Source organism: Pseudomonas sp. P179, from assembly GCF_000478485.2.
Classification (GTDB): domain Bacteria; phylum Pseudomonadota; class Gammaproteobacteria; order Pseudomonadales; family Pseudomonadaceae; genus Pseudomonas; species Pseudomonas aeruginosa.
Map to the genome: position 1 here is coordinate 5,831,673 of NZ_KI517354.1, position 23,668 is coordinate 5,855,340.

33 protein-coding genes are annotated in these 23,668 nt (G+C 67.0%); 28 read left to right on the plus strand and 5 right to left on the minus strand.

Annotation, left to right across the window (positions count from 1 at the left end):
• Nucleotide 1 precedes the first annotated feature (1 nt).
• Genes pscR through pscN form a run of 5 tightly spaced genes read right to left on the minus strand, consistent with a single transcriptional unit; the run spans nt 2 to nt 4,476 of the window.
• The gene (gene pscR / locus HMPREF1224_RS39185) at nt 2–655 is read right to left on the minus strand and encodes a SctR family type III secretion system export apparatus subunit PscR (protein WP_003087674.1); all 654 of its coding nucleotides are present in this window, start codon (nt 653–655) and stop codon (nt 2–4) included.
• Complete coding sequence (gene pscQ / locus HMPREF1224_RS39190) at nt 652–1,581, minus strand: SctQ family type III secretion system cytoplasmic ring protein PscQ (RefSeq protein ID WP_003120343.1); 930 nt, start codon at nt 1,579–1,581, stop codon at nt 652–654. Before pscQ ends, pscR begins: the two co-directional genes overlap by 4 nt.
• Nucleotides 1,578–2,693 (minus strand): type III secretion system needle length determinant PscP, encoded by a 1,116-nt coding sequence (pscP, locus tag HMPREF1224_RS44825; RefSeq protein WP_079278718.1) that lies wholly within the window; start codon nt 2,691–2,693, stop codon nt 1,578–1,580. Before pscP ends, pscQ begins: the two co-directional genes overlap by 4 nt.
• Nucleotides 2,681–3,157 carry a type III secretion system central stalk protein PscO gene (gene pscO, locus HMPREF1224_RS39200; RefSeq protein ID WP_003087688.1) on the minus strand — a complete coding sequence of 159 codons (477 nt, stop codon included), beginning with the start codon at nt 3,155–3,157 and terminating at the stop codon, nt 2,681–2,683. Before pscO ends, pscP begins: the two co-directional genes overlap by 13 nt.
• Nucleotides 3,154–4,476 (minus strand): SctN family type III secretion system ATPase PscN, encoded by a 1,323-nt coding sequence (gene pscN, locus HMPREF1224_RS39205; protein WP_010794023.1) that lies wholly within the window; start codon nt 4,474–4,476, stop codon nt 3,154–3,156. The genes pscO and pscN overlap by 4 nt, the downstream gene beginning before the upstream one ends.
• Nucleotides 4,477–4,666: 190 nt before the next feature.
• Between pscN and popN the strand changes: the two genes are divergently transcribed.
• From popN to pscL, 28 genes are all read left to right on the plus strand, one after another.
• Nucleotides 4,667–5,533: a SctW family type III secretion system gatekeeper subunit PopN gene (gene popN, locus HMPREF1224_RS39210; protein WP_010794024.1), complete on the plus strand. Its 867-nt coding sequence runs from the start codon at nt 4,667–4,669 to the stop codon at nt 5,531–5,533.
• A complete protein-coding gene (gene pcr1, locus HMPREF1224_RS39215; protein WP_003087693.1) occupies nt 5,514–5,792 on the plus strand; it encodes an Acr1 family type III secretion system gatekeeper subunit Pcr1 in 279 nt (92 codons plus the stop codon). Before popN ends, pcr1 begins: the two co-directional genes overlap by 20 nt.
• Nucleotides 5,779–6,150: a type III secretion chaperone SycN gene (gene sycN / locus HMPREF1224_RS39220; RefSeq protein WP_003087694.1), complete on the plus strand. Its 372-nt coding sequence runs from the start codon at nt 5,779–5,781 to the stop codon at nt 6,148–6,150. The genes pcr1 and sycN overlap by 14 nt, the downstream gene beginning before the upstream one ends.
• Nucleotides 6,147–6,512, plus strand: coding sequence for a type III secretion system protein PscX (gene pscX, locus HMPREF1224_RS39225; RefSeq protein ID WP_003100794.1), 366 nt, complete (start codon nt 6,147–6,149; stop codon nt 6,510–6,512). The genes sycN and pscX overlap by 4 nt, the downstream gene beginning before the upstream one ends.
• Nucleotides 6,513–6,516: 4 nt before the next feature.
• On the plus strand, nt 6,517–6,846 hold the full coding sequence (pscY, locus tag HMPREF1224_RS39230) for a type III secretion system chaperone PscY (protein ID WP_003113547.1): 330 nt from the start codon (nt 6,517–6,519) through the stop codon (nt 6,844–6,846).
• Complete coding sequence (pcrD, locus tag HMPREF1224_RS39235; RefSeq protein ID WP_003100792.1) at nt 6,843–8,963, plus strand: SctV family type III secretion system export apparatus subunit PcrD; 2,121 nt, start codon at nt 6,843–6,845, stop codon at nt 8,961–8,963. The genes pscY and pcrD overlap by 4 nt, the downstream gene beginning before the upstream one ends.
• The gene (pcrR, locus tag HMPREF1224_RS39240) at nt 8,960–9,394 is read left to right on the plus strand and encodes an LcrR family type III secretion system chaperone PcrR (protein ID WP_003100791.1); all 435 of its coding nucleotides are present in this window, start codon (nt 8,960–8,962) and stop codon (nt 9,392–9,394) included. Before pcrD ends, pcrR begins: the two co-directional genes overlap by 4 nt.
• A 27-nt stretch (nt 9,395–9,421) precedes the next feature.
• Nucleotides 9,422–9,718, plus strand: coding sequence for an LcrG family type III secretion system chaperone PcrG (pcrG, locus tag HMPREF1224_RS39245; protein ID WP_003120339.1), 297 nt, complete (start codon nt 9,422–9,424; stop codon nt 9,716–9,718).
• Between the two features lie 9 nt (nt 9,719–9,727).
• Nucleotides 9,728–10,612: a type III secretion system needle tip protein PcrV gene (gene pcrV / locus HMPREF1224_RS39250; RefSeq protein ID WP_003100789.1), complete on the plus strand. Its 885-nt coding sequence runs from the start codon at nt 9,728–9,730 to the stop codon at nt 10,610–10,612.
• 8 nt (nt 10,613–10,620) lie between these two features.
• Nucleotides 10,621–11,127 (plus strand): SycD/LcrH family type III secretion system chaperone PcrH, encoded by a 507-nt coding sequence (gene pcrH, locus HMPREF1224_RS39255; RefSeq protein WP_003120337.1) that lies wholly within the window; start codon nt 10,621–10,623, stop codon nt 11,125–11,127.
• Nucleotides 11,108–12,280 (plus strand): type III secretion system translocon subunit PopB, encoded by a 1,173-nt coding sequence (gene popB, locus HMPREF1224_RS39260; protein ID WP_004342870.1) that lies wholly within the window; start codon nt 11,108–11,110, stop codon nt 12,278–12,280. Before pcrH ends, popB begins: the two co-directional genes overlap by 20 nt.
• Before the next feature lie 11 nt (nt 12,281–12,291).
• The gene (gene popD / locus HMPREF1224_RS39265) at nt 12,292–13,179 is read left to right on the plus strand and encodes a type III secretion system translocon subunit PopD (protein WP_010794025.1); all 888 of its coding nucleotides are present in this window, start codon (nt 12,292–12,294) and stop codon (nt 13,177–13,179) included.
• 125 nt (nt 13,180–13,304) lie between these two features.
• Nucleotides 13,305–13,742: a type III secretion system regulatory chaperone ExsC gene (gene exsC, locus HMPREF1224_RS39270; RefSeq protein WP_010794026.1), complete on the plus strand. Its 438-nt coding sequence runs from the start codon at nt 13,305–13,307 to the stop codon at nt 13,740–13,742.
• Between the two features lie 8 nt (nt 13,743–13,750).
• Nucleotides 13,751–13,996 (plus strand): T3SS regulon translocated regulator ExsE, encoded by a 246-nt coding sequence (gene exsE / locus HMPREF1224_RS39275; RefSeq protein WP_010794027.1) that lies wholly within the window; start codon nt 13,751–13,753, stop codon nt 13,994–13,996.
• Nucleotides 13,997–14,004: 8 nt separating this feature from the next.
• A complete protein-coding gene (gene exsB / locus HMPREF1224_RS39280) occupies nt 14,005–14,418 on the plus strand; it encodes a YscW family type III secretion system pilotin ExsB (protein ID WP_010794028.1) in 414 nt (137 codons plus the stop codon).
• 297 nt (nt 14,419–14,715) lie between these two features.
• Nucleotides 14,716–15,552 carry a T3SS regulon transcriptional activator ExsA gene (exsA, locus tag HMPREF1224_RS39285; RefSeq protein WP_003120334.1) on the plus strand — a complete coding sequence of 279 codons (837 nt, stop codon included), beginning with the start codon at nt 14,716–14,718 and terminating at the stop codon, nt 15,550–15,552.
• Nucleotides 15,553–15,649: 97 nt separating this feature from the next.
• Nucleotides 15,650–16,480, plus strand: a complete 831-nt coding sequence (gene exsD, locus HMPREF1224_RS39290; RefSeq protein ID WP_003124833.1) for a T3SS regulon anti-activator ExsD — start codon at nt 15,650–15,652, stop codon at nt 16,478–16,480.
• A gap of 33 nt (nt 16,481–16,513) precedes the next feature.
• Nucleotides 16,514–16,936: a YscB family type III secretion system chaperone PscB gene (pscB, locus tag HMPREF1224_RS39295; protein ID WP_003100754.1), complete on the plus strand. Its 423-nt coding sequence runs from the start codon at nt 16,514–16,516 to the stop codon at nt 16,934–16,936.
• Nucleotides 16,936–18,738, plus strand: coding sequence for a SctC family type III secretion system outer membrane ring subunit PscC (pscC, locus tag HMPREF1224_RS39300; RefSeq protein WP_003109511.1), 1,803 nt, complete (start codon nt 16,936–16,938; stop codon nt 18,736–18,738). The genes pscB and pscC overlap by 1 nt, the downstream gene beginning before the upstream one ends.
• Nucleotide 18,739: 1 nt before the next feature.
• Complete coding sequence (gene pscD, locus HMPREF1224_RS39305) at nt 18,740–20,038, plus strand: SctD family type III secretion system inner membrane ring subunit PscD (protein ID WP_003120331.1); 1,299 nt, start codon at nt 18,740–18,742, stop codon at nt 20,036–20,038.
• On the plus strand, nt 20,001–20,204 hold the full coding sequence (pscE, locus tag HMPREF1224_RS39310; RefSeq protein WP_003100751.1) for a YscE family type III secretion system co-chaperone PscE: 204 nt from the start codon (nt 20,001–20,003) through the stop codon (nt 20,202–20,204). The genes pscD and pscE overlap by 38 nt, the downstream gene beginning before the upstream one ends.
• Nucleotides 20,205–20,206: 2 nt before the next feature.
• Nucleotides 20,207–20,464: a type III secretion system needle filament protein PscF gene (pscF, locus tag HMPREF1224_RS39315; protein WP_003087729.1), complete on the plus strand. Its 258-nt coding sequence runs from the start codon at nt 20,207–20,209 to the stop codon at nt 20,462–20,464.
• Between the two features lie 2 nt (nt 20,465–20,466).
• On the plus strand, nt 20,467–20,814 hold the full coding sequence (pscG, locus tag HMPREF1224_RS39320; protein WP_004342902.1) for a YscG family type III secretion system chaperone PscG: 348 nt from the start codon (nt 20,467–20,469) through the stop codon (nt 20,812–20,814).
• Nucleotides 20,811–21,242, plus strand: a complete 432-nt coding sequence (gene pscH / locus HMPREF1224_RS39325) for a YopR family T3SS polymerization control protein PscH (RefSeq protein WP_003100725.1) — start codon at nt 20,811–20,813, stop codon at nt 21,240–21,242. Before pscG ends, pscH begins: the two co-directional genes overlap by 4 nt.
• On the plus strand, nt 21,242–21,580 hold the full coding sequence (pscI, locus tag HMPREF1224_RS39330; protein WP_003120330.1) for a SctI family type III secretion system inner rod subunit PscI: 339 nt from the start codon (nt 21,242–21,244) through the stop codon (nt 21,578–21,580). The genes pscH and pscI overlap by 1 nt, the downstream gene beginning before the upstream one ends.
• Nucleotides 21,577–22,323 carry a SctJ family type III secretion inner membrane ring lipoprotein Psc gene (pscJ, locus tag HMPREF1224_RS39335; RefSeq protein ID WP_004342903.1) on the plus strand — a complete coding sequence of 249 codons (747 nt, stop codon included), beginning with the start codon at nt 21,577–21,579 and terminating at the stop codon, nt 22,321–22,323. Before pscI ends, pscJ begins: the two co-directional genes overlap by 4 nt.
• Before the next feature lie 8 nt (nt 22,324–22,331).
• The gene (pscK, locus tag HMPREF1224_RS39340) at nt 22,332–22,952 is read left to right on the plus strand and encodes a SctK family type III secretion system sorting platform protein PscK (RefSeq protein WP_003100720.1); all 621 of its coding nucleotides are present in this window, start codon (nt 22,332–22,334) and stop codon (nt 22,950–22,952) included.
• On the plus strand, nt 22,931–23,575 hold the full coding sequence (gene pscL / locus HMPREF1224_RS39345; protein ID WP_003120328.1) for a SctL family type III secretion system stator protein PscL: 645 nt from the start codon (nt 22,931–22,933) through the stop codon (nt 23,573–23,575). The genes pscK and pscL overlap by 22 nt, the downstream gene beginning before the upstream one ends.
• Nucleotides 23,576–23,668 lie beyond the last annotated feature (93 nt).

Below are 23,668 nucleotides of genomic sequence, written 5' to 3' on the forward strand. Positions count from 1 at the left end.
GTCAGCCTCCGTAGCTGATGACCAGGCCGTGGGTCAGCCGCGCCCAGCCGTCGAGGAGGACGAACAGGAGCAGCTTGAACGGCAGGGAAATGGTCATCGGCGACACCATCATCATGCCCATCGCCAGGAGGATGTTGGAGATGATCAGGTCGATGGCGATGAAGGGCAGGTAGATCAGGAAGCCGATCTCGAACGCACGGGTCAGTTCGCTGACTGTGAAGGCCGGCAGCAGGATCAGCAGGCTGTCCGGGTCGAGCCGCTCGGCGTATTCGCTGGGCCAGACCTGGCGGGTGCTTTCCATGAAGAAGGTGTGTTCGCGCTCCTGGATCTGCCGCTTGAGGAAGTTCCGGTAGGGCGCCATGCCCTCGTCGAGAAAGCGTTCCACCGATGCCGAGTCGCTCAGGCTGACGTCGTGGTTGCGCAGGTAGTCGCGGGTGGCGAAGCCGACCGGTGCCATCACGTACAGGCTGAGGATGATCGCCAGCCCGTACATCGCCATGTTCGGCGGAATCTGCTGGACGCCCAGGGCGTTGCGCAGCAGCGAGAAGACCACGGTCATCTTGATGAAGGAGGTCGCCATCACCGCGATGAACGGGACCAGCGCGAGCAGGGCCAGGCCGAGGATCAGGCCGAGCTCGTCGGGCAACTGGATCATGCTTCGTCGTGTCCGAACAGGCGGGTTACGCGCACCCCGAGCCGATCCTGGAGCCTGACCAGTTCGCCGATACCGAGGCAGCGCTGGTTGGCGAGGATGCGCACTTCGCCGTCCAGGGCACTGTCGAGATCGAGCAGCGAGCCTGGCTGCAGGGTGGAGAGGGTATGCAGGTCCAGGGTGCGGCGGCCGACCTCGAAGCTGACCGGGATCGGCAGTTGGTCGAGTTCGTGCAGGTCCTCGCCGTCGGCGAGGGAGGGGGTGTCGTGCATGTCGAGCAGTTCCAGTTGCGTGGAGTGGAGTTGGCAGCGCGCCCAGGGGCGTCCTTCGAGAACCCCCAGCAGCGCTGCGTCGGGGCGATGACCGGCAGGCAGCAGCAACAGGTCGCCGGGCTCCAGGGTGCGCAGCTCGCTGGCGTCCAGCGGCAGGCCGGGCCATTGCAGCGACAGGCGCAGCGGTATGGCCAGGCGTTGCGCCGAGGGGCGCGGCGGCAGGCGTGCCAGCAGCGTCGCGGGATCGCCGTCGAGCCAGAGCGCCAGGCGCTGGTCGTCGCGTTCCAGGCTCAAACGCAGGCCCATCGCAGCGCGTGGTTGCGCCGGGCTCAGGCCGTACCAGACCAGGCCGGGAAAGACGTTGCCTTCGCGCTCCAGCAAGGCCAGTTGCAGGGCCGCCGGCAGGCTGGCGAAGGCTGCCTCCTGCAGGTTCGGCGCGAGCCAGTGGGCGAGCGCCGGAGCCTGGCAGAGAAAGCGCAGGGGCAGGCCGTCCCACGCCAGGCTCAGTTCGAGATCGACGTCGGGGGCGGCCTGGGCGATGTCCAGGCGCGCTTGCAAAGCGTTGCCGGCATAGTGGCGACGGCAACGCGCGAGACGTCGCTGGAGATCCAGTTCGGCGCGGCTGGCGAGCGGCAGGTCGAGGTCCGTACCGTTCATTCGGCTTGCCACTCTTCATGCAGGTAGCGACGTTGCCGCGAGCGCTGGCCGCTGTCCTGCTGCTGGTTGAAGGTGAGTTGCACCGGTTGTTCCGGATGCAGCCGTTGCAGGCGTTCGAGCAACTCGCCACGGGCTTGCTGGAGAAACGCCAGGCTGCCGGGGCTGGCACTGATCTCGACCTGCAACTGGCCATGGCCATGCAGGACCTGCACCTCCACGGCGCCGAGCTGGGGCAGTCGCACCTGCAGGCGCGCCGCATGGCTTTCGGCTGCGCTGGCGACCTGGATGCGCCCCTGCACGGCATCGAGCAGGCGCGCGAGATCGGCCAGCGGCAGTGGCCGGCTCCCGCTCGATGCCAGCAGGCGTGCCAGCAGGCGGTCGCCGGGGGTTTGCATGGCGGGCAGTGGCATAGGCGCTTGGTCGTCGGGGGGCTGTGCGGATGGATCGGTTTCTCCGGGTTGCCGACGCTCCTCTCCGTGGCCTTCGCCGCCCGCTGTCGGCGCGGGCGGCGAAGCCTGGACACTGGCCTGCGCCGTGGGCGCGACCTCGGCAGCGGTTTTCGCCGGGAAGCCGGGGCCGGGCTGTGGCCGCTCATGCGTCCGACCTGCGATTTGCGGGTGGGAGGACACCGGCACCAGCGGCGGTTCGTCGACCGGAGGCGCCGAAGCGCTGGCCGGCTCCCGGCCTTGCGTGGACGCCGCGACGCGCGCGGTGACTGCCGGCGCTTGCCGTGCTACCGATCCGGACGGCGACACTGTTGGCGTTGGCGTTGGCGTTGGCGTTGGCGTTGGCGTTGGCGTTGGCGTTGGCGTTGGCGTTGGCGTTGGCGTTGCGTCCGCGGCAACTGGCATGGGGGGCTGCCGAATGGTCGGCGGCCGGTCGGCGGCAGGCGCCGCGGGCTGGTCGGCGAGAGGCGTCGAGGTCGGCGCGTCGGCTGTCGCGGCGGTCTCCGTCGTTTCGTCGCCCTTGTCGAACGGTGGCCTGGGCGCCGGCGGTCGGTGCGCGGGCAGGGCCTGTTCGAAGGCGATCTGCTGCGCGCGCAGCGGCGGAAGGGGGGCAAGGGTGTCGGACGACACGAGCGGAGCCGTATCCACGGCGTTCAGCTTGAGCATGGCCAGGTCTCGTGGCGGGTGAATTCTTCCAGTTCGCCTTCCTCGCTGCGTTCGCGCAGCCCCTGGCGCTCGGCGTCGACGTGGCGCTCCAGTTCGGCGAACTTCTCCAGTTGCCGCTGGCGTTCCAGCAGCTCTCGCCGGCACTGCCGCAGGCGCTCGCGCTCCCCTTCGAGGCGCTGCGCGGCCTCGGCGCAGTCCTGTTCCAGGCCGGCTTCCTTTTCCCGCAGCAGCCCTACCTGCTGCTGCCAGGCTTCCAGGCGCCGGCGGTCGAGCATGGCCGCCTGGCAGGCGAGAAACAGCCGTTGCTCTTCGGCCAGTCGCCAGTCGCGGTAGTCCCGTTGCGCCGCCTGGCGCTCGGTGTGTTCCTGCGCCGCGGCGCGAACCCGTAGCAATTGGCGGCCCTGGGCGCGCTCGGCCCGGTCCAGGCGCAGGCGTCGGACGCGCAACAGCAGCGCCAGGCTCATGCGCAGAGGCTCCGCAACTGCGCGCAGGCCTGTGCGTAATCGCTGGTTTCGTGGGTACCCTGGCGCAGCCACTGGCGGATCGCCCCGATCTTCTCGATGGCCCGGTCGGCTTCACTGTCCTGGCCTTTCTGGTATTCGCCGATCTTCAGCAGCAACTCGACTTCCTCGTACTTCGCCAGCCATTCGCGCAAGCGTCCGGCCGCATGGCGCTGATCGTCGTCGACGATCTGGTTCATGACCCGGCTCACCGAGTGCAGCACGTCGATGGCCGGATAGTGGTTGGCGGCGGCCAGCTTGCGCGACAGCACGATGTGCCCGTCGAGAATCGAGCGGGTCTCGTCGGCCACCGGCTCGCTCATGTCGTCGCCTTCCACCAGTACGGTGTAGAGCGCGGTGATCGAGCCCCGCTCGGATTGCCCGGCACGCTCCATCAGGCGTGGCAGCGCGGCGAACACCGAGGGCGGGTAGCCGCGGCGGGTGGGCGGTTCACCGGCCGCCAGGCCGATTTCGCGCTGGGCCCTGGCGAAGCGGGTCAGCGAGTCCATCAGCAGCAGGACGCGGCGACCCTGATCGCGGAAATACTCGGCGATGCTGGTGGCGACGAAACCGGCCTTGGCGCGCTCCATCGCCGGTCGGTCGGAGGTGGCGACCACCAGCACCGAGCGGCGCAGCCCCTGTTCGCCGAGGTCGCTTTCGATGAACTCGCGGACTTCGCGACCGCGTTCGCCGACCAGGGCGAGTACCGTCACATCCACCTCGGCATTGCGCACCAGGCTGGCCAGCAGGGTGCTCTTGCCGCCGCCGGCGGCAGCGAAAATGCCCATGCGCTGGCCTTCGCCGCAGGTCAGCAGGCCGTCGATGGCGCGCACACCCAGCGATAGCGGCCGCTCTATCAGGCGCCGGCTCATCGGCGGCGGAGCATCCCGGTAGACCGGATACCAGGCCGCCGGCTCGGCCGGCGGGCTGCCGTCGAAGGGGCGGCCGAGGCCGTCCAGCACCTGCCCGAGCAGGTGCTCGCCAACCGCCACGCGATGCATGCCGCCGGTAGGGCTGACTTCGGTGTTGGAGGAAACCCCGAGCATCTCGCCGAGCGGGGTGAGCAGCGCCTGGTGCTGCTGGAAGCCGATGACCTCGGCGAGCAGCGCCAGGCTCTGGTCGGGATTGCGCAACTGGCAGAGTTCGCCGATGCGCACGCCGGGCACCACGGCCTTGAGCAGGGTTCCAGTGACCTGGGTGACCCGCCCGCGGATCTGGATCGGCCGGCAGCCTTCGATGGCGTGGCGCATCCGGACGATGAGAGGAGAGAGAAGCGCGGGCATGGCGGGTCGGTTCGGCTGGAGTCGGCGCGCACTATAGAGAAAGCCTCGCGCGACGAATTTCAGTGCCAGCCGGGAGTTTTTAGAAATCGGTTGCCGCCGCGGCTAAAAAAAACCGGCCGATATTGGCATCGGCGGTACCGGACCGGTTCCTATACTGCGCCGCCTTTGCAGACCAGGAACCACAGCCACGATGGACATCCTCCAGAGTTCCTCCGCCGCGCCCCTCGCGCCGCGGGAAGCGGCCAACGCCCCCGCGCAGCAGGTCGGCGGCAGCTTCCAGGGCGAGCGCGTCCACTACGTTTCCGTTTCGCAGTCGCTGGCCGATGCCGCGGAAGAGCTGACCTTCGCCTTTTCCGAGCGCGCCGAGAAATCCCTGGCCAAGCGCCGCCTGAGCGACGCCCATGCGCGCCTGAGCGAAGTCCAGGCCATGCTGCAGGAGTACTGGAAGCGCATTCCGGACCTGGAAAGCCAGCAGAAGCTCGAGGCGCTGATCGCCCACCTGGGCAGCGGTCAACTGAGCAGCCTGGCGCAGCTCAGCGCTTACCTGGAGGGCTTCTCCAGCGAGATCAGCCAGCGCTTCCTGGCGCTGTCGCGGGCGCGCGACGTCCTGGCCGGGCGGCCGGAGGCGCGGGCGATGCTGGCGCTGGTCGACCAGGCGTTGCTGCGGATGGCCGACGAGCAGGGCCTGGAGATCGAACTCGGCCTGCGCATCGAGCCGCTGGCCGCCGAGGCTTCCGCCGCCGGTGTCGGCGATATCCAGGCGCTGCGCGATACCTACCGTGACGCGGTACTCGACTACCGGGGCCTGTCGGCGGCCTGGCAGGACATCCAGGCGCGCTTCGCCGCGACGCCGCTGGAGCGGGTCGTGGCCTTCCTGCAGAAAGCCCTGAGCGCCGACCTGGACAGTCAGTCGAGCCGGCTCGATCCGGTGAAGCTGGAGCGGGTCATGAGCGACATGCACAAGCTGCGCGTGCTCGGCGGCCTGGCGGAGCAGGTGGGGGCGCTCTGGCAGGTGCTGGTGACGGGGGAGCGGGGCCATGGCATACGGGCCTTCTGAATTGACCGGCGCAGTCATCGCCTTGCTCGAGAAGCGCTGGGTCGGCGTCGCCGAGGTGCAGGCGTTGCTCGAGCCGTTGCCGCTGGCCGACGTCGCCCGGCAGATCCATTTCTTCCGCGAACTGAAGCGTCTCTACCGCCTGTTGCCGGTCGAAGTGTTCGGCGACGACGAGCAGCGCCAGAATCTTTTGAATGCCTGCCAGATGGCACTCGACCTGGCGATCGAGCGCGAAGAGGAGCAGCAGCATGGACTGGGTTGAGCTGGCCGTCGCGCAGTTCTGCCAGGACCTGCGGGTGAGCGTACCGGCGCCGCTGGCGCGCGTGGTGCAACTGGATTTCGAGGACAGCGGCACCTTGCAGCTGGAACGCCATGGCGAACAGTTGTCGCTCTGGCTGGCCTGTGACCTGGCCTGGCACCAGGCCTATCGCGGCACCCTGCGGGCGTTGCGCCTGTGCCATGCGCGCGCGGCCGGGAGCCTGCCGCTGCGTTGCGCCTGGAGCGGCGAATCGCGCCTGCTGCTGTGCATCACCCTGGAAGCCCGGCAGGTCGGCATCCCGACGCTGCACCAGGCCTTGCAGGCGCTGCGCTCGGCGCGCAGCGAAGTGCTCGCCGCATGAGCCGGGTCGGTGCCTGGCACATCGGCATCGAACGACTCGACCTGGCGCATGCCGAGCCGTTCGCGCCGCCCCTGCCGGAGCGCCATCTGCTGGCGCCCGACGGCCGGCCGGTGGAGACCCACGTCGCCAGCCTGTATCCCGCGCAGCAGGCGCAACAGCGCCTGTTCGACTACGCCCGGCCCCAGCTGGAGTTCCACGGCCTGCTGCGCCCCGGCGACTTCCGCCAGGCGCTGCGCGATCTCCGCCTGGCCCTCACGCTGCCCCGCCAGCCGGCCCTGCAGGCCGCGGCCTGCCTGCTCGGCGAGCGCGATGAAGACGAGCGACTGCTGCAAATGGCCCTGAACCTGTTGCACAAGGTATGAATCGATGACGTTGAAACCGACGCAACAGCGCCTGTTGCTGATGCTGGGCTGGTTGCACCTGCAATGCGGGCAGCCGCGACGCGCCCAGGTGTTGCTGGAGGCCTTGCTGAGCGTTGCGCCGGAGCGCCGCGACGGGCGCCGCGCCTTGCTCCTGGCGTTGCTCCAGCAAGGCCTCGGCGAGCCCGCCGTGCGCCTGTGCCGGCAGTTGCAGGAGGATGGCGAGGAGGAGCCCGGTCTGTGGCGTTGCCTGAGCCGTGCCGAACAGCTCGCCGGGCGTCTCGACGCGGCGCGTGCCGCGCACGCCCGGGCGCTGGAGCTGGAGGCGCGGGAATGAACGACCTGAGCGGGCTTCTCGGCCGGGTCGGCGAGCGCAAGGACATCCTGCTGGTGGTGTTGCTGCTGGCGGTGGTGTTCATGATGGTGCTGCCGCTGCCACCGCTGCTGCTGGACATCCTCATCGCCGTCAACATCACCATCTCCGTGGTCCTGCTGATGATGTCGGTGTACATCGGCTCGCCGTTGCAGTTCTCGGTGTTCCCGGCGGTGCTGCTGATCACCACGCTGTTCCGCCTGGCGCTGTCGGTGAGCACCACGCGGATGATCCTGCTGCAGGCCGACGCGGGGCAGATCGTCAACACCTTCGGCAGCTTCGTGGTCGGCGGCAACCTGGTGGTGGGCATCATCATCTTCCTGATCATCACCATCGTGCAGTTCCTGGTGATCACCAAGGGTGCCGAGCGGGTCGCCGAGGTCAGCGCGCGCTTTTCCCTGGATGCCATGCCGGGCAAGCAGATGAGCATCGACGGCGACATGCGTGCCGGCGTGATCGATGTCAACGAGGCGCGGGCGCGGCGCGCGGTGATCGAAAAGGAAAGCCAGATGTTCGGCTCCATGGACGGCGCGATGAAGTTCGTCAAGGGCGACGCCATCGCCGGGCTGATCATCATCGTCGTCAACATCCTCGGCGGCATCGCCATCGGCGTCACGCAGAAGGGCCTGAGCACCGCCGACGCGCTGCAACTGTACGCGGTGCTGACCGTCGGCGATGGCATGGTCTCGCAGGTGCCGGCGTTGCTGATCGCCATCACCGCCGGGATCATCGTCACCCGGGTGTCTTCCGACGAGTCGGCGGACCTCGGCAGCGACATCGGCGAACAGGTGGTGGCGCAGCCCAAGGCGCTGCTGATCGGCGGCCTGTTGCTGGTACTGTTCGGCCTGATTCCCGGTTTCCCGACCCTGACCTTCCTGGCTCTCGCGCTGCTGGTTGGTGGCGGCGGCTACTTCATGCTCTGGCGCCAGCGGGCCCAGGCCAGCGCCGGTTCCCGCGACCTGCCGGCGTTGCTCGCGCAGGGCGCCGGAGCGCCATCGGCCAAGGCGCGTGGCAAGGCTGGCGGCGGCAAGCCGAAGGCCGGGCGTCTCGCCGAGCAGGAAGAATTCGCCCTCACCGTGCCGTTGCTGATCGACGTCGATGCCAGCCTCCAGGAACGTCTCGAGGCGATGTCGCTGAACGAGGAGCTGGTGCGGGTACGACGCGCGCTGTACCTGGATTTCGGCGTGCCGTTCCCGGGTATCCACTTGCGCTTCAACGAAGCGATGGGCGATGGCGAATACCTGGTGCAGCTACAGGAGGTCCCGGTCGCGCGCGGATGCCTGCGGCCGGGCTGGTTGCTGGTGCGCGAACGCGCCGCGCAGCTGGAACTGCTCGCGGTCCCCCACGAGCCGGCAGAGCTGCAGGTGCCGGGAGAAGAGGCGAGCTGGGTGGAGCAGGCGCACCAGGATCGCCTGGAGCGTTCCGGCTGTGCCTGCCTGGGCCTGGAGCAGGTGCTCACCTGGCACCTGTCCCATGTGCTGCGGGAGTACGCCGAGGATTTCATCGGCATCCAGGAGACGCGCTACCTGCTGGAGCAGATGGAGCAGGGTTACGGCGAGCTGGTGAAGGAGGCGCAGCGGATCGTTCCCCTGCAGCGGATGACCGAGATTCTCCAGCGCCTGGTCGGCGAGGACATCTCGATCCGCAACATGCGGGCGATCCTCGAGGCGATGGTGGAGTGGGGGCAGAAGGAGAAGGACGTGGTGCAGCTCACCGAGTACATCCGCAGCAGCCTCAAGCGCTACATCTGCTACAAGTACTCCAGCGGCAACAATATCCTTCCCGCTTATCTGCTGGACCAGGCGGTGGAGGAGCAGATCCGCGGTGGCATCCGCCAGACCAGCGCCGGCAGCTACCTGGCCCTCGACCCGGCGATAACCCAGGCCTTCCTCGAGCGCGTGCGGCAGACCGTCGGCGATCTCGCGCAGATGCAGAACCGGCCGGTGCTGATCGTTTCCATGGATATCCGCCGCTACGTGCGCAAGTTGGTGGAGAGCGACTATGCCGGGCTGCCGGTGCTGTCCTACCAGGAGCTGACCCAGCAGATCAACATCCAGCCGCTTGGCAGGATCGTGTTGTGAGCGCCGATCCGCTGATTCCCTGGTTTCTCGCCCGCGGCCTGGCGGTGCGTCCGCATTGCCTGCGCGACACCTCGATCGCGCTCGGCTGGCAGGTCCTGGCCCATGGCTGCGAACTGGCCTGGCGCTGCGACGGCGAGCGGGTCTGGATCGTGATGTTGCGTCGGCGGCAGGCGCGCAGCGGATTGGCCAATCCATTCGCCGCGCTGTACCTGCTGGCGGAGGCCACGCTCGATACGCTGGGGCCGCGCCAGCGTCTCTACGGCAAGGTCCTGGCGCTGGCCGGCAGCCCACTGCCTGGCGAGCGCATGGCGCGCTTCTATCGCCGCTGGACCGGCGCCGCCGAGCCCGCCGACGGCTGGTTCGAGCTGGAGGCCGGGCGGGTGGTGACGCAGCGAAGCCTGCGAAAACGACAAAAACCCGACCGTGCCTGACAGGCTCCGGCAACGTCGATCCCTACCATGGACGACATGAACGAATACACCGAAGACACCCTGCGGGCGACCGTCCAGGCCGCCGAACTGGCGATTCGCGACAGCGAGGAACGCGGCCGCCTGCTGGCGGAAATGTGGCAAGGCCTGGGGCTTGCCGCGGACGCCGGCGAGCTGCTGTTCCAGGCGCCGGAGCGAGAGCTGGCGCGAGCCGCCGAAGAGGAGCTGCTGGCCGAACTGCGGCGCATGCGCAGTTCCCAGCCGACGCAGGGCGAGCAGGGTACCCGGCCGCGGCGTCCGACGCCGATGCGTGGCTTGTTGATCTGAGGAATCACGATGGAAGTCAGAAACCTTAATGCCGCTCGCGAGCTGTTCCTGGACGAGCTCCTGGCCGCGTCGGCGGCGCCTGCCAGTGCCGAGCAGGAGGAACTGCTGGCCCTGTTGCGCAGCGAGCGGATCGTGCTGGCCCACGCCGGCCAGCCGCTGAGCGAGGCGCAAGTGCTCAAGGCGCTCGCCTGGTTGCTCGCGGCCAATCCGTCCGCGCCTCCGGGGCAGGGCCTCGAGGTACTCCGCGAAGTCCTGCAGGCACGTCGGCAGCCCGGTGCGCAGTGGGATCTGCGCGAGTTCCTGGTGTCGGCCTATTTCAGCCTGCACGGGCGTCTCGACGAGGATGTCATCGGTGTCTACAAGGATGTCCTGCAGACCCAGGACGGCAAGCGCAAGGCGCTGCTCGACGAGCTCAAGGCGCTGACCGCGGAGTTGAAGGTCTACAGCGTGATCCAGTCGCAGATCAACGCCGCGCTGTCGGCCAAGCAGGGCATCAGGATCGACGCTGGCGGTATCGATCTGGTCGACCCCACGCTATATGGCTATGCCGTCGGCGATCCCAGGTGGAAGGACAGCCCCGAGTATGCGCTGCTGAGCAATCTGGATACCTTCAGCGGCAAGCTGTCGATCAAGGATTTTCTCAGCGGCTCGCCGAAGCAGAGCGGGGAACTCAAGGGCCTCAGCGATGAGTACCCCTTCGAGAAGGACAACAACCCGGTCGGCAATTTCGCCACCACGGTGAGCGACCGCTCGCGTCCGCTGAACGACAAGGTCAACGAGAAGACCACCCTGCTCAACGACACCAGCTCCCGCTACAACTCGGCGGTCGAGGCGCTCAACCGCTTCATTCAGAAATACGACAGCGTCCTGCGCGACATTCTCAGCGCGATCTAGAGGTATCCATGAACCAGCAAGCGACCCCTTCCGACACCGACCAGCAACAGGCGCTGGAGGCCTTCCTGCGCGACGGCGGCACCCTGGCGATGCTTCGCGGACTCAGCGAGGACACCCTGGAGCAGCTCTATGCGCTGGGCTTCAACCAGTACCAGGCGGGCAAGTGGGACGACGCGCAGAAGATCTTCCAGGCACTGTGCATGCTCGACCACTACGACGCCCGCTACTTTCTCGGCCTGGGCGCCTGCCGCCAGTCCCTCGGTCTCTATGAGCAGGCCCTGCAGAGCTACAGCTACGGCGCGCTGATGGACATCAACGAGCCGCGCTTTCCCTTCCATGCCGCCGAGTGCCATCTGCAACTGGGTGATCTCGACGGAGCCGAGAGTGGCTTCTACTCGGCCCGGGCCCTGGCCGCGGCACAGCCGGCGCACGAGGCCCTGGCCGCGCGTGCCGGCGCCATGTTGGAAGCCGTAACCGCGAGAAAGGATCGAATATATGAATCCGATAACGCTTGAGCGCGCCGGACTGCCCTACGGGGTGGCCGACGCCGGGGATATCCCGGCGCTCGGCAGGCCGGTCGCGAGGGATGTCGAGAGTCTGCGGGTGGAGCGCCTGGCGGCGCCGGCCGCGGCTTCCGCGAGCGGCACGGGGGTGGCGCTGACGCCGCCGTCCGCAGCCAGCCAGCAGCGCCTGGAGGTCGCCAATCGTGCGGAGATCGCCAGCCTGGTGCAAGCAGTGGGCGAGGATGTCGGACTGGCGCGGCAGGTTGTGCTGGCCGGCGCTTCGACGCTGTTGTCCGCCGGCCTGATGTCGCCGCAGGCGTTCGAGATCGAGCTGGCGAAAATCACCGGCGAAGTCGAGAACCAGCAGAAGAAACTCAAGCTGACCGAAATCGAGCAGGCGCGAAAGCAGAACCTGCAGAAAATGGAGGACAACCAGCAGAAGATCAGGGAATCGGAAGAAGCCGCGAAAGAAGCCCAGAAGTCCGGTCTGGCAGCCAAAATCTTTGGTTGGATCAGTGCAATAGCTTCGATCATCGTCGGCGCAATCATGGTGGCAACCGGCGTCGGCGCGGCCGCGGGTGCACTGATGATCGCGGGCGGTGTCATGGGAGTGGTCTCCCAGTCGGTACAGCAGGCAGCCGCGGACGGATTGATCAGCAAGGAAGTGATGGAAAAGCTCGGCCCGGCACTGATGGGTATCGAGATCGCCGTCGCGCTGCTGGCGGCGGTGGTCAGCTTCGGCGGCTCAGCGGTCGGCGGGCTGGCCAGACTGGGAGCGAAGATCGGCGGCAAGGCGGCCGAGATGACCGCCAGCCTGGCGAGCAAGGTCGCCGACCTGGGCGGCAAGTTCGGCAGTTTGGCCGGCCAATCGCTGTCGCACTCGCTGAAACTCGGCGTGCAGGTTTCCGACCTGACCCTGGACGTCGCCAACGGCGCGGCCCAGGCCACTCATTCGGGATTCCAGGCGAAGGCCGCGAACCGCCAGGCCGACGTGCAGGAATCGCGTGCCGACCTGACCACCCTGCAGGGCGTGATCGAGCGCCTGAAGGAAGAGCTGAGCCGCATGCTGGAAGCATTCCAGGAAATCATGGAGCGGATCTTCGCCATGCTCCAGGCCAAGGGTGAAACCCTGCACAACCTGTCCAGCCGACCGGCAGCGATCTGAGGAGACGTCACATGATCGACACGCAATATTCCCTGGCGGCTACCCAGGCCGCGATCCCCTCCGAGCCGATCGCTCCCGGCGCCGCCGGGCGTTCCGTCGGCACGCCGCAAGCGGCTGCGGACCTGCCGCAGGTGCCGGCCGCGCGGACCGACCGGGTCGAACTGAACGCTCCGCGCCAGGTGCTCGACCCGGTGCGCATGGAAGCGGCCGGCAGCGAGCTGGACAGCAGCGTCGAGCTTCTGCTGATTCTCTTCCGCATCGCGCAGAAAGCGCGCGAGCTGGGCGTGCTCCAGCGCGACAACGAGAACCAGTCGATCATCCACGCGCAGAAGGCGCAGGTGGACGAGATGCGCAGCGGCGCCACGCTGATGATCGCCATGGCGGTGATCGCTGGCGTCGGCGCATTGGCCTCGGCGGTGGTCGGCAGCCTCGGCGCGTTGAAGAACGGCAAGGCCATCAGTCAGGAGAAGACCCTGCAGAAGAACATCGATGGGCGCAACGAACTGATCGACGCGAAGATGCAGGCGCTTGGCAAGACCTCCGACGAGGATCGCAAGATCGTCGGCAAGGTCTGGGCGGCGGACCAGGTGCAGGACAGTGTGGCGTTGCGTGCGGCGGGCCGTGCCTTCGAGAGCCGCAACGGCGCCCTGCAGGTGGCCAACACGGTGATCCAGTCCTTCGTCCAGATGGCCAACGCCTCGGTCCAGGTGCGCCAGGGCGAGTCGCAGGCGAGCGCCCGGGAAGGAGAGGTCAACGCCACCATCGGGCAGAGCCAGAAGCAGAAGGTCGAGGACCAGATGAGCTTCGATGCCGGCTTCATGAAGGACGTCCTGCAGCTCATCCAGCAGTACACCCAGAGCCATAACCAGGCCTGGCGTGCGGCGGCCGGAGTGGTCTGAGCCGTCTCCGCGCGGGAGGAAAAGGCCACAGCGATGTGGCTTTTTTCTTAAAAGAAAAGTCTCTCAGTGACAAAAGCGATGCATAGCCCGGTGCTAGCATGCGCTGAGCTTTAGGAGGCGCCCCCATGGATTTAACGAGCAAGGTCAACCGACTGCTTGCCGAGTTCGCAGGCCGTATCGGTTTGCCTTCCCTGTCCCTCGACGAGGAGGGCATGGCGAGCCTGCTGTTCGACGAACAGGTGGGCGTCACCCTGTTGCTGCTCGCCGAGCGCGAGCGTCTGTTGCTGGAGGCCGATGTGGCGGGCATCGATGTGCTGGGCGAGGGGATCTTTCGCCAGCTCGCCAGCTTCAACCGCCATTGGCACCGTTTCGATCTGCATTTCGGCTTCGACGAGCTGACCGGCAAGGTCCAGTTGTATGCGCAGATTCTCGCAGCGCAACTGACCCTCGAATGCTTCGAGGCGACCCTGGCCAACCTGCTCGATCACGCCGAGTTCTGGCAGCGCCTGCTGCCGTGCGACGGTGATCGCGAGGCGGTCGCTGCGGTCGGCATGAGGGTTTGAGCGGTCCCATGAAAATCGAATCGATTTCGCTGGTGCAGCCGTCCCAAGACGCTGGAACCGAGGCGGTGGGGCATTTCGAGGGGCGTTCGGTGACCCGCGCGGCCGTTCGCGGCGAGGACCGTTCCAGCGTGGCCGGGCTGGCGCGCTGGCTGGCGCGCAACGTGGCTGGCGATCCGCGTAGTGAGCAGGCCTTGCAGCGTCTCGCCGACGGTGACGGCACGCCGCTGGAGGCGCGCACGGTCCGGCGCAGGTGAGGTGCTGGATGCTGTTGCCGCTGGCGTTGCTGCTCGGCGGTTGCGTCAGCCAGCCCGCGCCGATGTCGCCGAAGGTGACGGTGGGTGGTTCGGTGGGCGGCGTTTCCCTGCAGGCGCGCCAGGCGCAACTCAGGCTGCGCCTGTATGCCGTCGTTCAGGGAAGGATGCAAACGATTGCCGAGCGGCGCTACCGGGTGTCCGGGTTGCCGTTGCGCTATGCCTTCGATCTGGAGGTCGACAGGTTGGAGGGCGAGGCATTGTACCTGCGTACCGAGCTTTCCTGGGTGGGCGTCGCGGCGGTCCAGGCGAGTGCCTGGCAACAGGTGGCGGCGGGCGTCGATGAGCGGGTCCGGCTGGTTCGGCGCGACTGTTCTCCGAATTGTACGGCCGCTCGCCCGGAAGAAAGATCTGGCAACGATTGATACATTGCCTGCTGTTTCGGAAAGTGCGTATGGAGATTAAAGAAGTGCAAGTCTCGTTCGTTTTCAGGGAAGGCCTCGAATAATAAAACTGGTACTTTTGTTCCGCTTCTAAAGAAGGCTGGATTAATTGGCGGAAGCCGACTCGCTCTGCGAATCAGCGCACGTCGGATAATCCTGATTATTATAAAATCGACTCCGTGCTCATGGCTTTGAAAATCAATAAAACGGAGCGTATTCATGCCTCTCCGCTCGGCGGGGCATTCAAGGTACGACGGGAAGTGTTGGGGTTCTTATAATATGCAAGGAGCCAAATCTCTTGGCCGAAAGCAGATAACGTCTTGTCATTGGAACATTCCAACTTTCGAATACAGGGTAAACAAGGAAGAGGGCGTATATGTTCTGCTCGAGGGCGAACTGACCGTCCAGGACATCGATTCCACTTTTTGCCTGGCGCCTGGCGAGTTGCTTTTCGTCCGCCGCGGAAGCTATGTCGTAAGTACCAAGGGAAAGGACAGCCGAATACTCTGGATTCCATTATCTGCCCAGTTTCTACAAGGCTTCGTCCAGCGCTTCGGCGCGCTGTTGAGTGAAGTCGAGCGTTGCGACGAGCCTGTGCCGGGCATCATCGCGTTCGCTGCCACGCCTCTGCTGGCCGGTTGCGTCAAGGGGTTGAAGGAATTGCTTGTGCATGAGCATCCGCCGATGCTCGCCTGCCTGAAGATCGAGGAGTTGCTGATGCTCTTCGCGTTCAGTCCGCAGGGGCCGCTGCTGATGTCGGTCCTGCGGCAACTGAGCAACCGGCATGTCGAGCGTCTGCAGCTATTCATGGAGAAGCACTACCTCAACGAGTGGAAGCTGTCCGACTTCTCCCGCGAGTTCGGCATGGGGCTGACCACCTTCAAGGAGCTGTTCGGCAGTGTCTATGGGGTTTCGCCGCGCGCCTGGATCAGCGAGCGGAGAATCCTCTATGCCCATCAGTTGCTGCTCAACAGCGACATGAGCATCGTCGATATCGCCATGGAGGCGGGCTTTTCCAGTCAGTCCTATTTCACCCAGAGCTATCGCCGCCGTTTCGGCTGCACACCGAGCCGCTCGCGGCAGGGGAAGGACGAATGCCGGGCTAAAAATAACTGACGTTTTTTGAAAGCCCGGTAGCGGCTGCATGAGTAGAATCGGCCCAAATTGCAGGCTCTGACGAGCGCGCAATGTAGTGAGGAAGCCAAGGCAGAGAATGGAGCAGGAAGACGATAAGCAATACTCCCGAGAAGCGGTGTTCGCTGGCAGGCGGGTATCCGTGGTGGGCTCGGACGCCCGCTCGCGGGGTCGGGTGCCGGGTTACGCATCGAGCAGTTTGTATCGTGAGTCCGGAATCATCAGTGCGCGGCAACTGGCGTTGCTGCAGCGGATGCTGCCGCGCCTGCGGCTGGAGCAACTGTTCCGCTGCGAGTGGTTGCAGCAGCGCCTGGCGCGCGGCCTGGCGCTGGGGCGCGAAGAGGTGCGGCAGATTCTCCTCTGCGCGGCGCAGGACGACGACGGCTGGTGCGCCGAACTGGGCGACCGGGTCAACCTCGCCGTGCCGCAGTCGATGATCGATTGGGTCCTGCTGCCGGTCTATGGCTGGTGGGAAAGCCTGCTCGACCAGGCGATCCCCGGCTGGCGCCTGTCGCTGGTGGAGCTGGAGACCCAGTCCCGGCAACTGCGAGTCAAGTCCGAATTCTGGTCCCGCGTGGCCGAGCTGGAGCCGGAGCAGGCCCGCGAGGAACTGGCCAGGGTCGCCAAGTGCCAGGCGCGCACCCAGGAACAGGTGGCCGAACTGGCCGGCAAGCTGGAGACGGCTTCGGCACTGGCGAAGAGCGCCTGGCCGAACTGGCAGCGGGGCATGGCGACGCTGCTCGCCAGCGGCGGGCTGGCCGGCTTCGAGCCGATCCCCGAGGTCCTCGAATGCCTCTGGCAACCTCTCTGCCGGCTGGACGACGACGTCGGCGCGGCGGACGCCGTCCAGGCCTGGCTGCACGAACGCAACCTGTGCCAGGCACAGGATCACTTCTACTGGCAGAGCTGAGCGGCCGGCGAAAGCCGGCCCTACCGAGGAATCATGGATCATCTGTTGAGCGGATTGGCCACTCGCCTGGGCCAAGGGCCCTTTGTTGCCGATCGGACGGGTTCGTACCACCTGCGCATCGACGGACAGAGCGTCCTGTTGCTGCGCCAGGGCGACGACCTGCTGCTGGAAAGCCCGCTGGAGCACGCCCCCCTGGATCCGCAGCGCGACCAGCTGGGGTTGCTGCGGGCGCTGTTGTCGCGGGTCGCCAGTTGGAGCCGGCGCTATCCCCAGGCCATCGTCCTGGACGCGGACGGGCGCCTGCTGTTGCAGGCGCGGCTGGGCCTCGACGGCCTCGATCCCGAGCGACTCGAACGGGCCCTGGCCGCCCAGGTGGGGCTGCTCGAGGCGCTGGCGCCGGAGCTGGAACCGCTGCCCCGCGGGTTGCCGCCGCAGGCTCCGGTGTGGCGTCCCTGATGCGCCGCCTGCTGATCGGCGGACTGCTGGCGCTGCTGCCTGGCGCGGTCTTGCGCGCGCAGCCGCTGGACTGGCCCAGCCTGCCTTACGACTATGTGGCGCAGGGCGAAAGCCTGCGCGACGTGCTGGCCAACTTCGGCGCCAACTACGATGCCTCGGTGATCGTCAGCGACAAGGTCAACGACCAGGTCAGCGGTCGCTTCGACCTGGAAAGCCCGCAGGCCTTCCTGCAGTTGATGGCCTCCCTCTACAACCTCGGCTGGTACTACGACGGCACCGTGCTGTACGTATTCAAGACCACCGAGATGCAATCGCGGCTGGTGAGGCTGGAGCAGGTCGGCGAGGCCGAGCTGAAGCGCGCGCTGACCGCCGCCGGCATCTGGGAGCCGCGCTTCGGCTGGCGTGCCGACCCTTCCGGGCGGCTGGTGCACGTGTCCGGTCCGGGGCGCTATCTCGAACTGGTCGAGCAGACCGCCCAGGTGCTGGAGCAGCAATACACCCTGCGCAGCGAAAAGACCGGCGACCTCAGCGTGGAGATCTTCCCGCTGCGCTATGCGGTCGCCGAGGACCGCAAGATCGAGTACCGCGACGACGAGATCGAGGCGCCGGGCATCGCCAGCATCCTCTCGCGGGTGCTCAGCGATGCCAACGTGGTTGCGGTGGGCGACGAGCCGGGCAAGCTGCGCCCGGGACCGCAATCGAGCCATGCGGTGGTCCAGGCGGAACCGTCGCTGAACGCGGTGGTGGTGCGCGACCACAAGGACCGGTTGCCCATGTATCGCCGCCTGATCGAAGCCCTCGACCGGCCCTCGGCGCGGATCGAGGTCGGCTTGTCGATCATCGACATCAATGCCGAGAACCTCGCCCAGCTGGGCGTCGACTGGAGCGCCGGGATTCGCCTGGGCAACAACAAGTCGATCCAGATCCGCACCACCGGCCAGGATAGCGAGGAGGGCGGCGGCGCCGGTAACGGGGCGGTCGGCAGCCTGGTGGACAGTCGCGGGCTGGATTTCCTGCTGGCCAAGGTCACCCTGTTGCAGAGCCAGGGACAGGCGCAGATCGGATCCCGGCCGACCCTGCTGACCCAGGAGAATACCCAGGCGGTGCTCGACCAGAGCGAAACCTACTATGTGCGGGTCACGGGCGAGCGGGTGGCCGAGCTGAAGGCGATCACCTACGGCACCATGCTGAAAATGACGCCGCGAGTGGTGACTCTCGGCGATACGCCGGAGATCAGCCTCAGCCTGCACATCGAGGACGGCAGCCAGAAACCCAATAGCGCCGGCCTGGACAAGATCCCCACGATCAACCGCACGGTGATCGATACCATCGCCCGCGTGGGCCATGGCCAGAGCCTGCTGATCGGCGGCATCTACCGCGACGAACTGAGCCAGAGCCAGCGCAAGGTACCCTGGCTCGGCGACATTCCCTATCTCGGCGCGCTGTTCCGCACTACCGCGGACACCGTGCGCCGCTCGGTGCGGCTGTTCCTCATCGAGCCGCGGCTGATCGACGATGGCGTCGGCCATTACCTGGCGCTGAACAACCGTCGCGACCTGCGCGGCGGCCTGCTTGAAATCGACGAGTTGTCGAACCAGAGCCTGTCGTTGCGCAAGCTGCTCGGTAGCGCCCGCTGCCAGGCGCTGGCGCCGGCCAGGGCCGAACAGGAGCGCTTGCGCCAGGCCGGCCAGGGTTCGTTCCTCACGCCCTGCCGGATGGGTGCGCAGGAGGGCTGGCGGGTGACCGACGGCGCCTGTCCCAAAGACGGCGCCTGGTGCGTCGGCGCGGAGCGCGGGAATTAGCATGGCCTGGAAGATCCGCTTCTACAGCGGGCTGAACCAGGGCGCCGAAGTCTCGCTCGGAGAGGGCCGGGTGGCGCTTGGCAGCGATCCGTTGCAGGCCGACCTGGTGTTGCTCGACGAGGGCATCGCGGCAGTCCACCTGGTGCTCGAGGTCGATGCCCAGGGCGTGCGCCTGCTGGAGTGGGCGGAGGGCTGCGAGCCTCGCCAGGACGGCCAGGCGCAAGTCGCCGGAGCGATCCTGCAGGCGCTTGCCGGGCAGACCTGCGGCCCGCTGCGCTGGGCATTCTGCGACCCGCAGCGGAGTTTTCCCGAGCGTTTCCCCGAAGCCGAGGTGCAGACCGCGCCAGTGCGCCGCAAGTCGTCCGCCCGTGCCGGCGGGGCCTGGCTGCTCGGCGTCAGCCTGGCGCTGGCGCTGTGTCTGCTGGGCATGCTCGTCGAACCCTGGTCGGCCCGCCAGCACGGCATGGCCGGCGAGGAGCCCCAGGCGAAGGTGCGCGCCTACCTGCGCGAGCAGGGCATGAGCGAGGTGGATGTGCAGCGCCAGGGCGACAGTCTCCTGCTCGGCGGCTACCTGGAGGACAACGCCCGGCGCCTGGCGCTACAGCGCTACCTCGATGGCAGCGGCGTGGACTACCGACTGGAAGCACGGAGCATGGAAGACATTCGCCAGGGCGTGGATTTCATCCTGCAGAAATTCGGCTATCGGCAGATCCTCAGCAGCAACGCGGACAAGCCTGGCTGGGTCCGGCTCAACGGCGAACTGGCGGAACAGGACGAACGCTGGGCGCGGATCGACGCATTGCTGGAGTCCGAGGTGCCGGGCCTGCTCGGGGTGGAAAACCAGGTCCGGGTGGCCGGCTCGCACCTGCGCCGCCTCGAGCGCCTGCTGGCGGACGCCGGCCTCGACCGGCAACTGAGTTTCCGCGAGCGCGGCGAGCGCATCGAGTTGAGCGGCACGCTCGACGAGGTCCAGCTCAGCGCCTTCTACCGCCTGCAGCGCGAGTTCCAGCAGGAATTCGGCAACCGCCCGAGCCTGGAGCTGCTCAGTCGCGGCAAGCGCGCCAGCGGCGACGAACTGGAGTTCACGATTCGCTCGGTGTCGCTGGGGCGGGTGCCCTATGTAGTGCTCGGCGACGGCCAGAAATACCCGGTGGGCGCCTCGACATCCCGCGGTGTGCGAATCCTCGCCATCGAGCCGGAGTCGATCCTGGTGGCCCGCGGCAAGCAGCGTTTCATCATCAATCTCAAAGGGGAGGTGCTCCATGATGACAGCCTTGGAAACGCGACTGTCGGTCGCTGACGGCACGCATGCCGCAGCGCTCCGGCAGCGTCTGCAGGCGGCGCTGGCGGAGTGTCGCCGGGAACTGGCCAGAGGCGCCGGCCCGGAGCGCTTCCAGTTCCTGCAACAGCAGGCCCGGGCCCTCGAAGGCGGTCTCGGCATTCTTTCGCAGCTCACAGAGGACTAAGCATGGCGCAGATATTCAACCCCAACCCGGGGAATACCCTCGATACCGTGGCCAATGCCCTGAAGGAGCAGGCCAACGCAGCGAACAAGGACGTCAACGACGCGATCAAGGCCTTGCAGGGGACCGACAATGCCGACAACCCGGCGCTGCTGGCCGAGCTGCAACACAAGATCAACAAGTGGTCGGTCATCTACAACATCAACTCGACGGTGACCCGTGCGCTGCGCGACCTGATGCAAGGCATCCTGCAGAAGATCTGAACATGGACACTTCACTGATACGCCAATTGGCGGAACTGGCGCTGGCCGGCAGCGGGCAGCACTGCCACGAAGAGGCGCTGTGCATCGCCGAGTGGCTGGAGCGCCTCGGACAGGACGAAGCGGCGCGGCTGATCCGGATTTCCAGCCTGGCCAACCAGGGGCGCTATCAGGAAGCCCTGGCCTTCGCCCATGGCAATCCCTGGCCGGCGCTGGAGCCCTGGTTCGCCTTGTGCGAGTGGCACCTGGGGCTGGGCGCCGCGCTGGACCGCAGGCTGGCCGGGCTGGGCGGCAGCAGCGATCCTGCCCTGGCCGACTTCGCCGCCGGCATGCGCGCCCAGGTGCGGACATGAGCCGCATCGACACGCCGCCGGGATTCGCCGTCTATCCGTCGGCCAGTCCAAAGGCGGCGAACCTGCCGGCTGTCGATCAGGTGCTGGCTTTCGAGCAGGCCCTCGGCGGCGAGCCGCCGGCGGCCGGACGCCGCCTGGCCGGGTTGGAGAACGGCGCTCTCGGCGAGCGCCTGCTGCAGCGCTTTGCCCAGCCGCTGCAAGGGTTGGAGGCGGACCGCCTGGAGCTGAAGGCGATGCTCCGTGCGGAACTGCCGCTGGGGCGCCAGCAGCAAACCTTTCTCCTCCAGTTGCTCGGTGCAGTCGAGCATGCGCCGGGCGGCGAATACCTGGCGCAACTGGCGCGTCGCGAATTGCAGGTGCTGATCCCGCTCAACGGCATGCTCGACAACCTCGTGCGCAACAGCCACAAACTCGACCTGGAGTCATGATGGATATCTCTCGGATGGGCGCCCAGGCGCAGATCACCAGTCTCGAAGAACTCTCCGGCGGCCCGGCCGGCGCGGCCCACGTCGCCGAGTTCGAACGGGCGATGGGCGGTGCCGGCAGCCTGGGCGGCGACCTGCTCAGCGAACTGGGGCAGATCAGGGAGCGTTTCAGCCAGGCCAAGCAGGAGTTGCAGGTGGAGCTGTCGACGCCCGGCGACGATCCCAACAGCCTGATGCAGATGCAGTGGTCGCTGATGCGCATCACCATGCAGGAAGAGCTGATCGCCAAGACCGTCGGGCGCATGAGCCAGAACGTCGAAACCCTGATGAAGACCCAATGAGGCGAACGGTGAAAGATCTGTCGCGCATGGCGCTCCTGGCGCTGGTCCTGGCGTTGGGCGGGTGCAAGGTCGAACTCTATACCGGGATCAGCCAGAAGGAAGGTAACGAGATGCTGGCGCTGTTGCGTTCGGAGGGCGTTTCCGCGGACAAGCAGGCGGACAAGGATGGCACCGTGCGCCTGCTGGTGGAGGAATCGGATATCGCCGAGGCGGTGGAGGTGCTCAAGCGCAAGGGCTATCCGCGGGAGAACTTCTCCACGCTGAAGGATGTGTTTCCCAAGGACGGGCTGATTTCCTCGCCCATCGAAGAGCGCGCGCGGCTCAACTACGCCAAGGCCCAGGAGATTTCCCATACCCTTTCCGAGATCGATGGCGTGCTGGTGGCTCGGGTCCATGTGGTGCTGCCAGAGGAGCGCGACGGACTGGGCAGGAAGTCCTCGCCGGCATCGGCCTCGGTGTTCATCAAGCACGCCGCCGACGTGCAACTGGATGCCTACGTGCCGCAGATCAAGCAACTGGTGAACAACGGCATCGAAGGACTCAGCTACGACCGCATCAGCGTGGTCCTGGTGCCGTCGGCCGGGGTCCGCCAGGTCCCGCTGGCGCCACGCTTCGAGAGTGTCTTCTCGATCCAGGTGGCGGAGCACTCGCGCGGACGCCTGCTCGGTCTGTTCGGCCTGCTGCTGGCGTTGCTGCTGGCGAGCAACCTGGCGCAGTTCTTCTGGCACCGGCAACGGGGCTGAGCGGCGCGATGCCATTGACGGCCTACCAGTTGCGCTTCTGCCCGGCCCGCTACATTCACGAGTCGCACCTGCCCGCGGTATTGCTGCGGTTGCTGCCGGCGCTGCCGGACTGGAGGCGACAGAGCGTTCTCAACGCCTGGCTGCTGGAGCAACTGGAATTGGACTGCGCGTTCCGCATGCCCGCGCAACTGGGCGGGCTGGCCCTTTACCCGCAGGCGGCGCTGGAACGGACCCTGGGCTGGCTCGGCGCGCTGCTGCACGGCCAGGCCTTGCGGCAGGTGCTGGACGGTGCGCGGGTTCGGCGCATCCGCGCGCAGATCGGCGAACAGGGCCAGCGTTTCTGCCTGGAACAGCTCGACCTGCTCATCGGTCGCTGGCCGCCCGGCTGGCAGCGGGCCTTGCCGGAAAACCCGGAAGAAGGCTATTTCCGGCGCTGCGGCCTGGCTTTCTGGCTGGCCGCCTGTAGCGATGCCGACTGCGGTTTCTCGCGGCGTCTGCGCCTGCGCCTGGAGGCCATGCCGGCCCCGGCGGACTGGACCTTCGACGAACAACGGCGATCCCTGGCGCGGACCCTGTGCCTGAAGGTCGCCCGACAAGCGAGCGATGAATGCTTCCATTTGTTGAACTAGACGCCAGTCGCGTACGGCTGGCCCCCGGGCAGGCCCTGTTGCGCGCCCGCGACTACCAGGACTACCTCAGCGCCAACCGCCTGGTGGAAGCGGCCCGCGAGCGTGCCGCCGAAATCGAGCGCGAGGCCCACGAGGTTTACCAGGAGCAGAAGCGCCTGGGCTGGGAGGCCGGACTGGAGGAGGCGCGTCTGCGCCAGGCCGGGCTGATCCAGGAAACGCTACTGCGCTGCAATCGCTACTACCGGCAGGTCGATCGCCAGCTTGGCGAGGTGGTGCTGCAGGCGGTGCGCAAGGTGTTGCGCCACTACGACGCTGTCGAGCTGACCCTGGCGGCCACGCGCGAGGCACTGGCATTGGTGAGCAACCAGAAGCAGGTGATCCTGCACGTCCAGCCGGAACAACTGGCCGCGGTGCGCGAGCAGGTCGCCCGGGTGCTCAAGGATTTCCCCGAGGTGGGCTACCTGGAAGTGGTCGGCGATGCCCGGTTGGACCAGGGCGGTTGCATCCTGGAAACCGAGATCGGGATCATCGACGCTTCGCTCGACAGCCAGTTGGCGGCGTTGCAGGCCGCATTGACGGAGAGCGTGGCGCGGAGCGGCGAGGAGGAAGGGGACGCCGGTTGAGGGAACCAGGCGCCGCCCCCGGCCCGGGCGTTGGCTCCGGGCCGAGGGCTGAGACGCTGCCGTTCGCCCGCGTCGGCGACGCTGGCGGTGCGG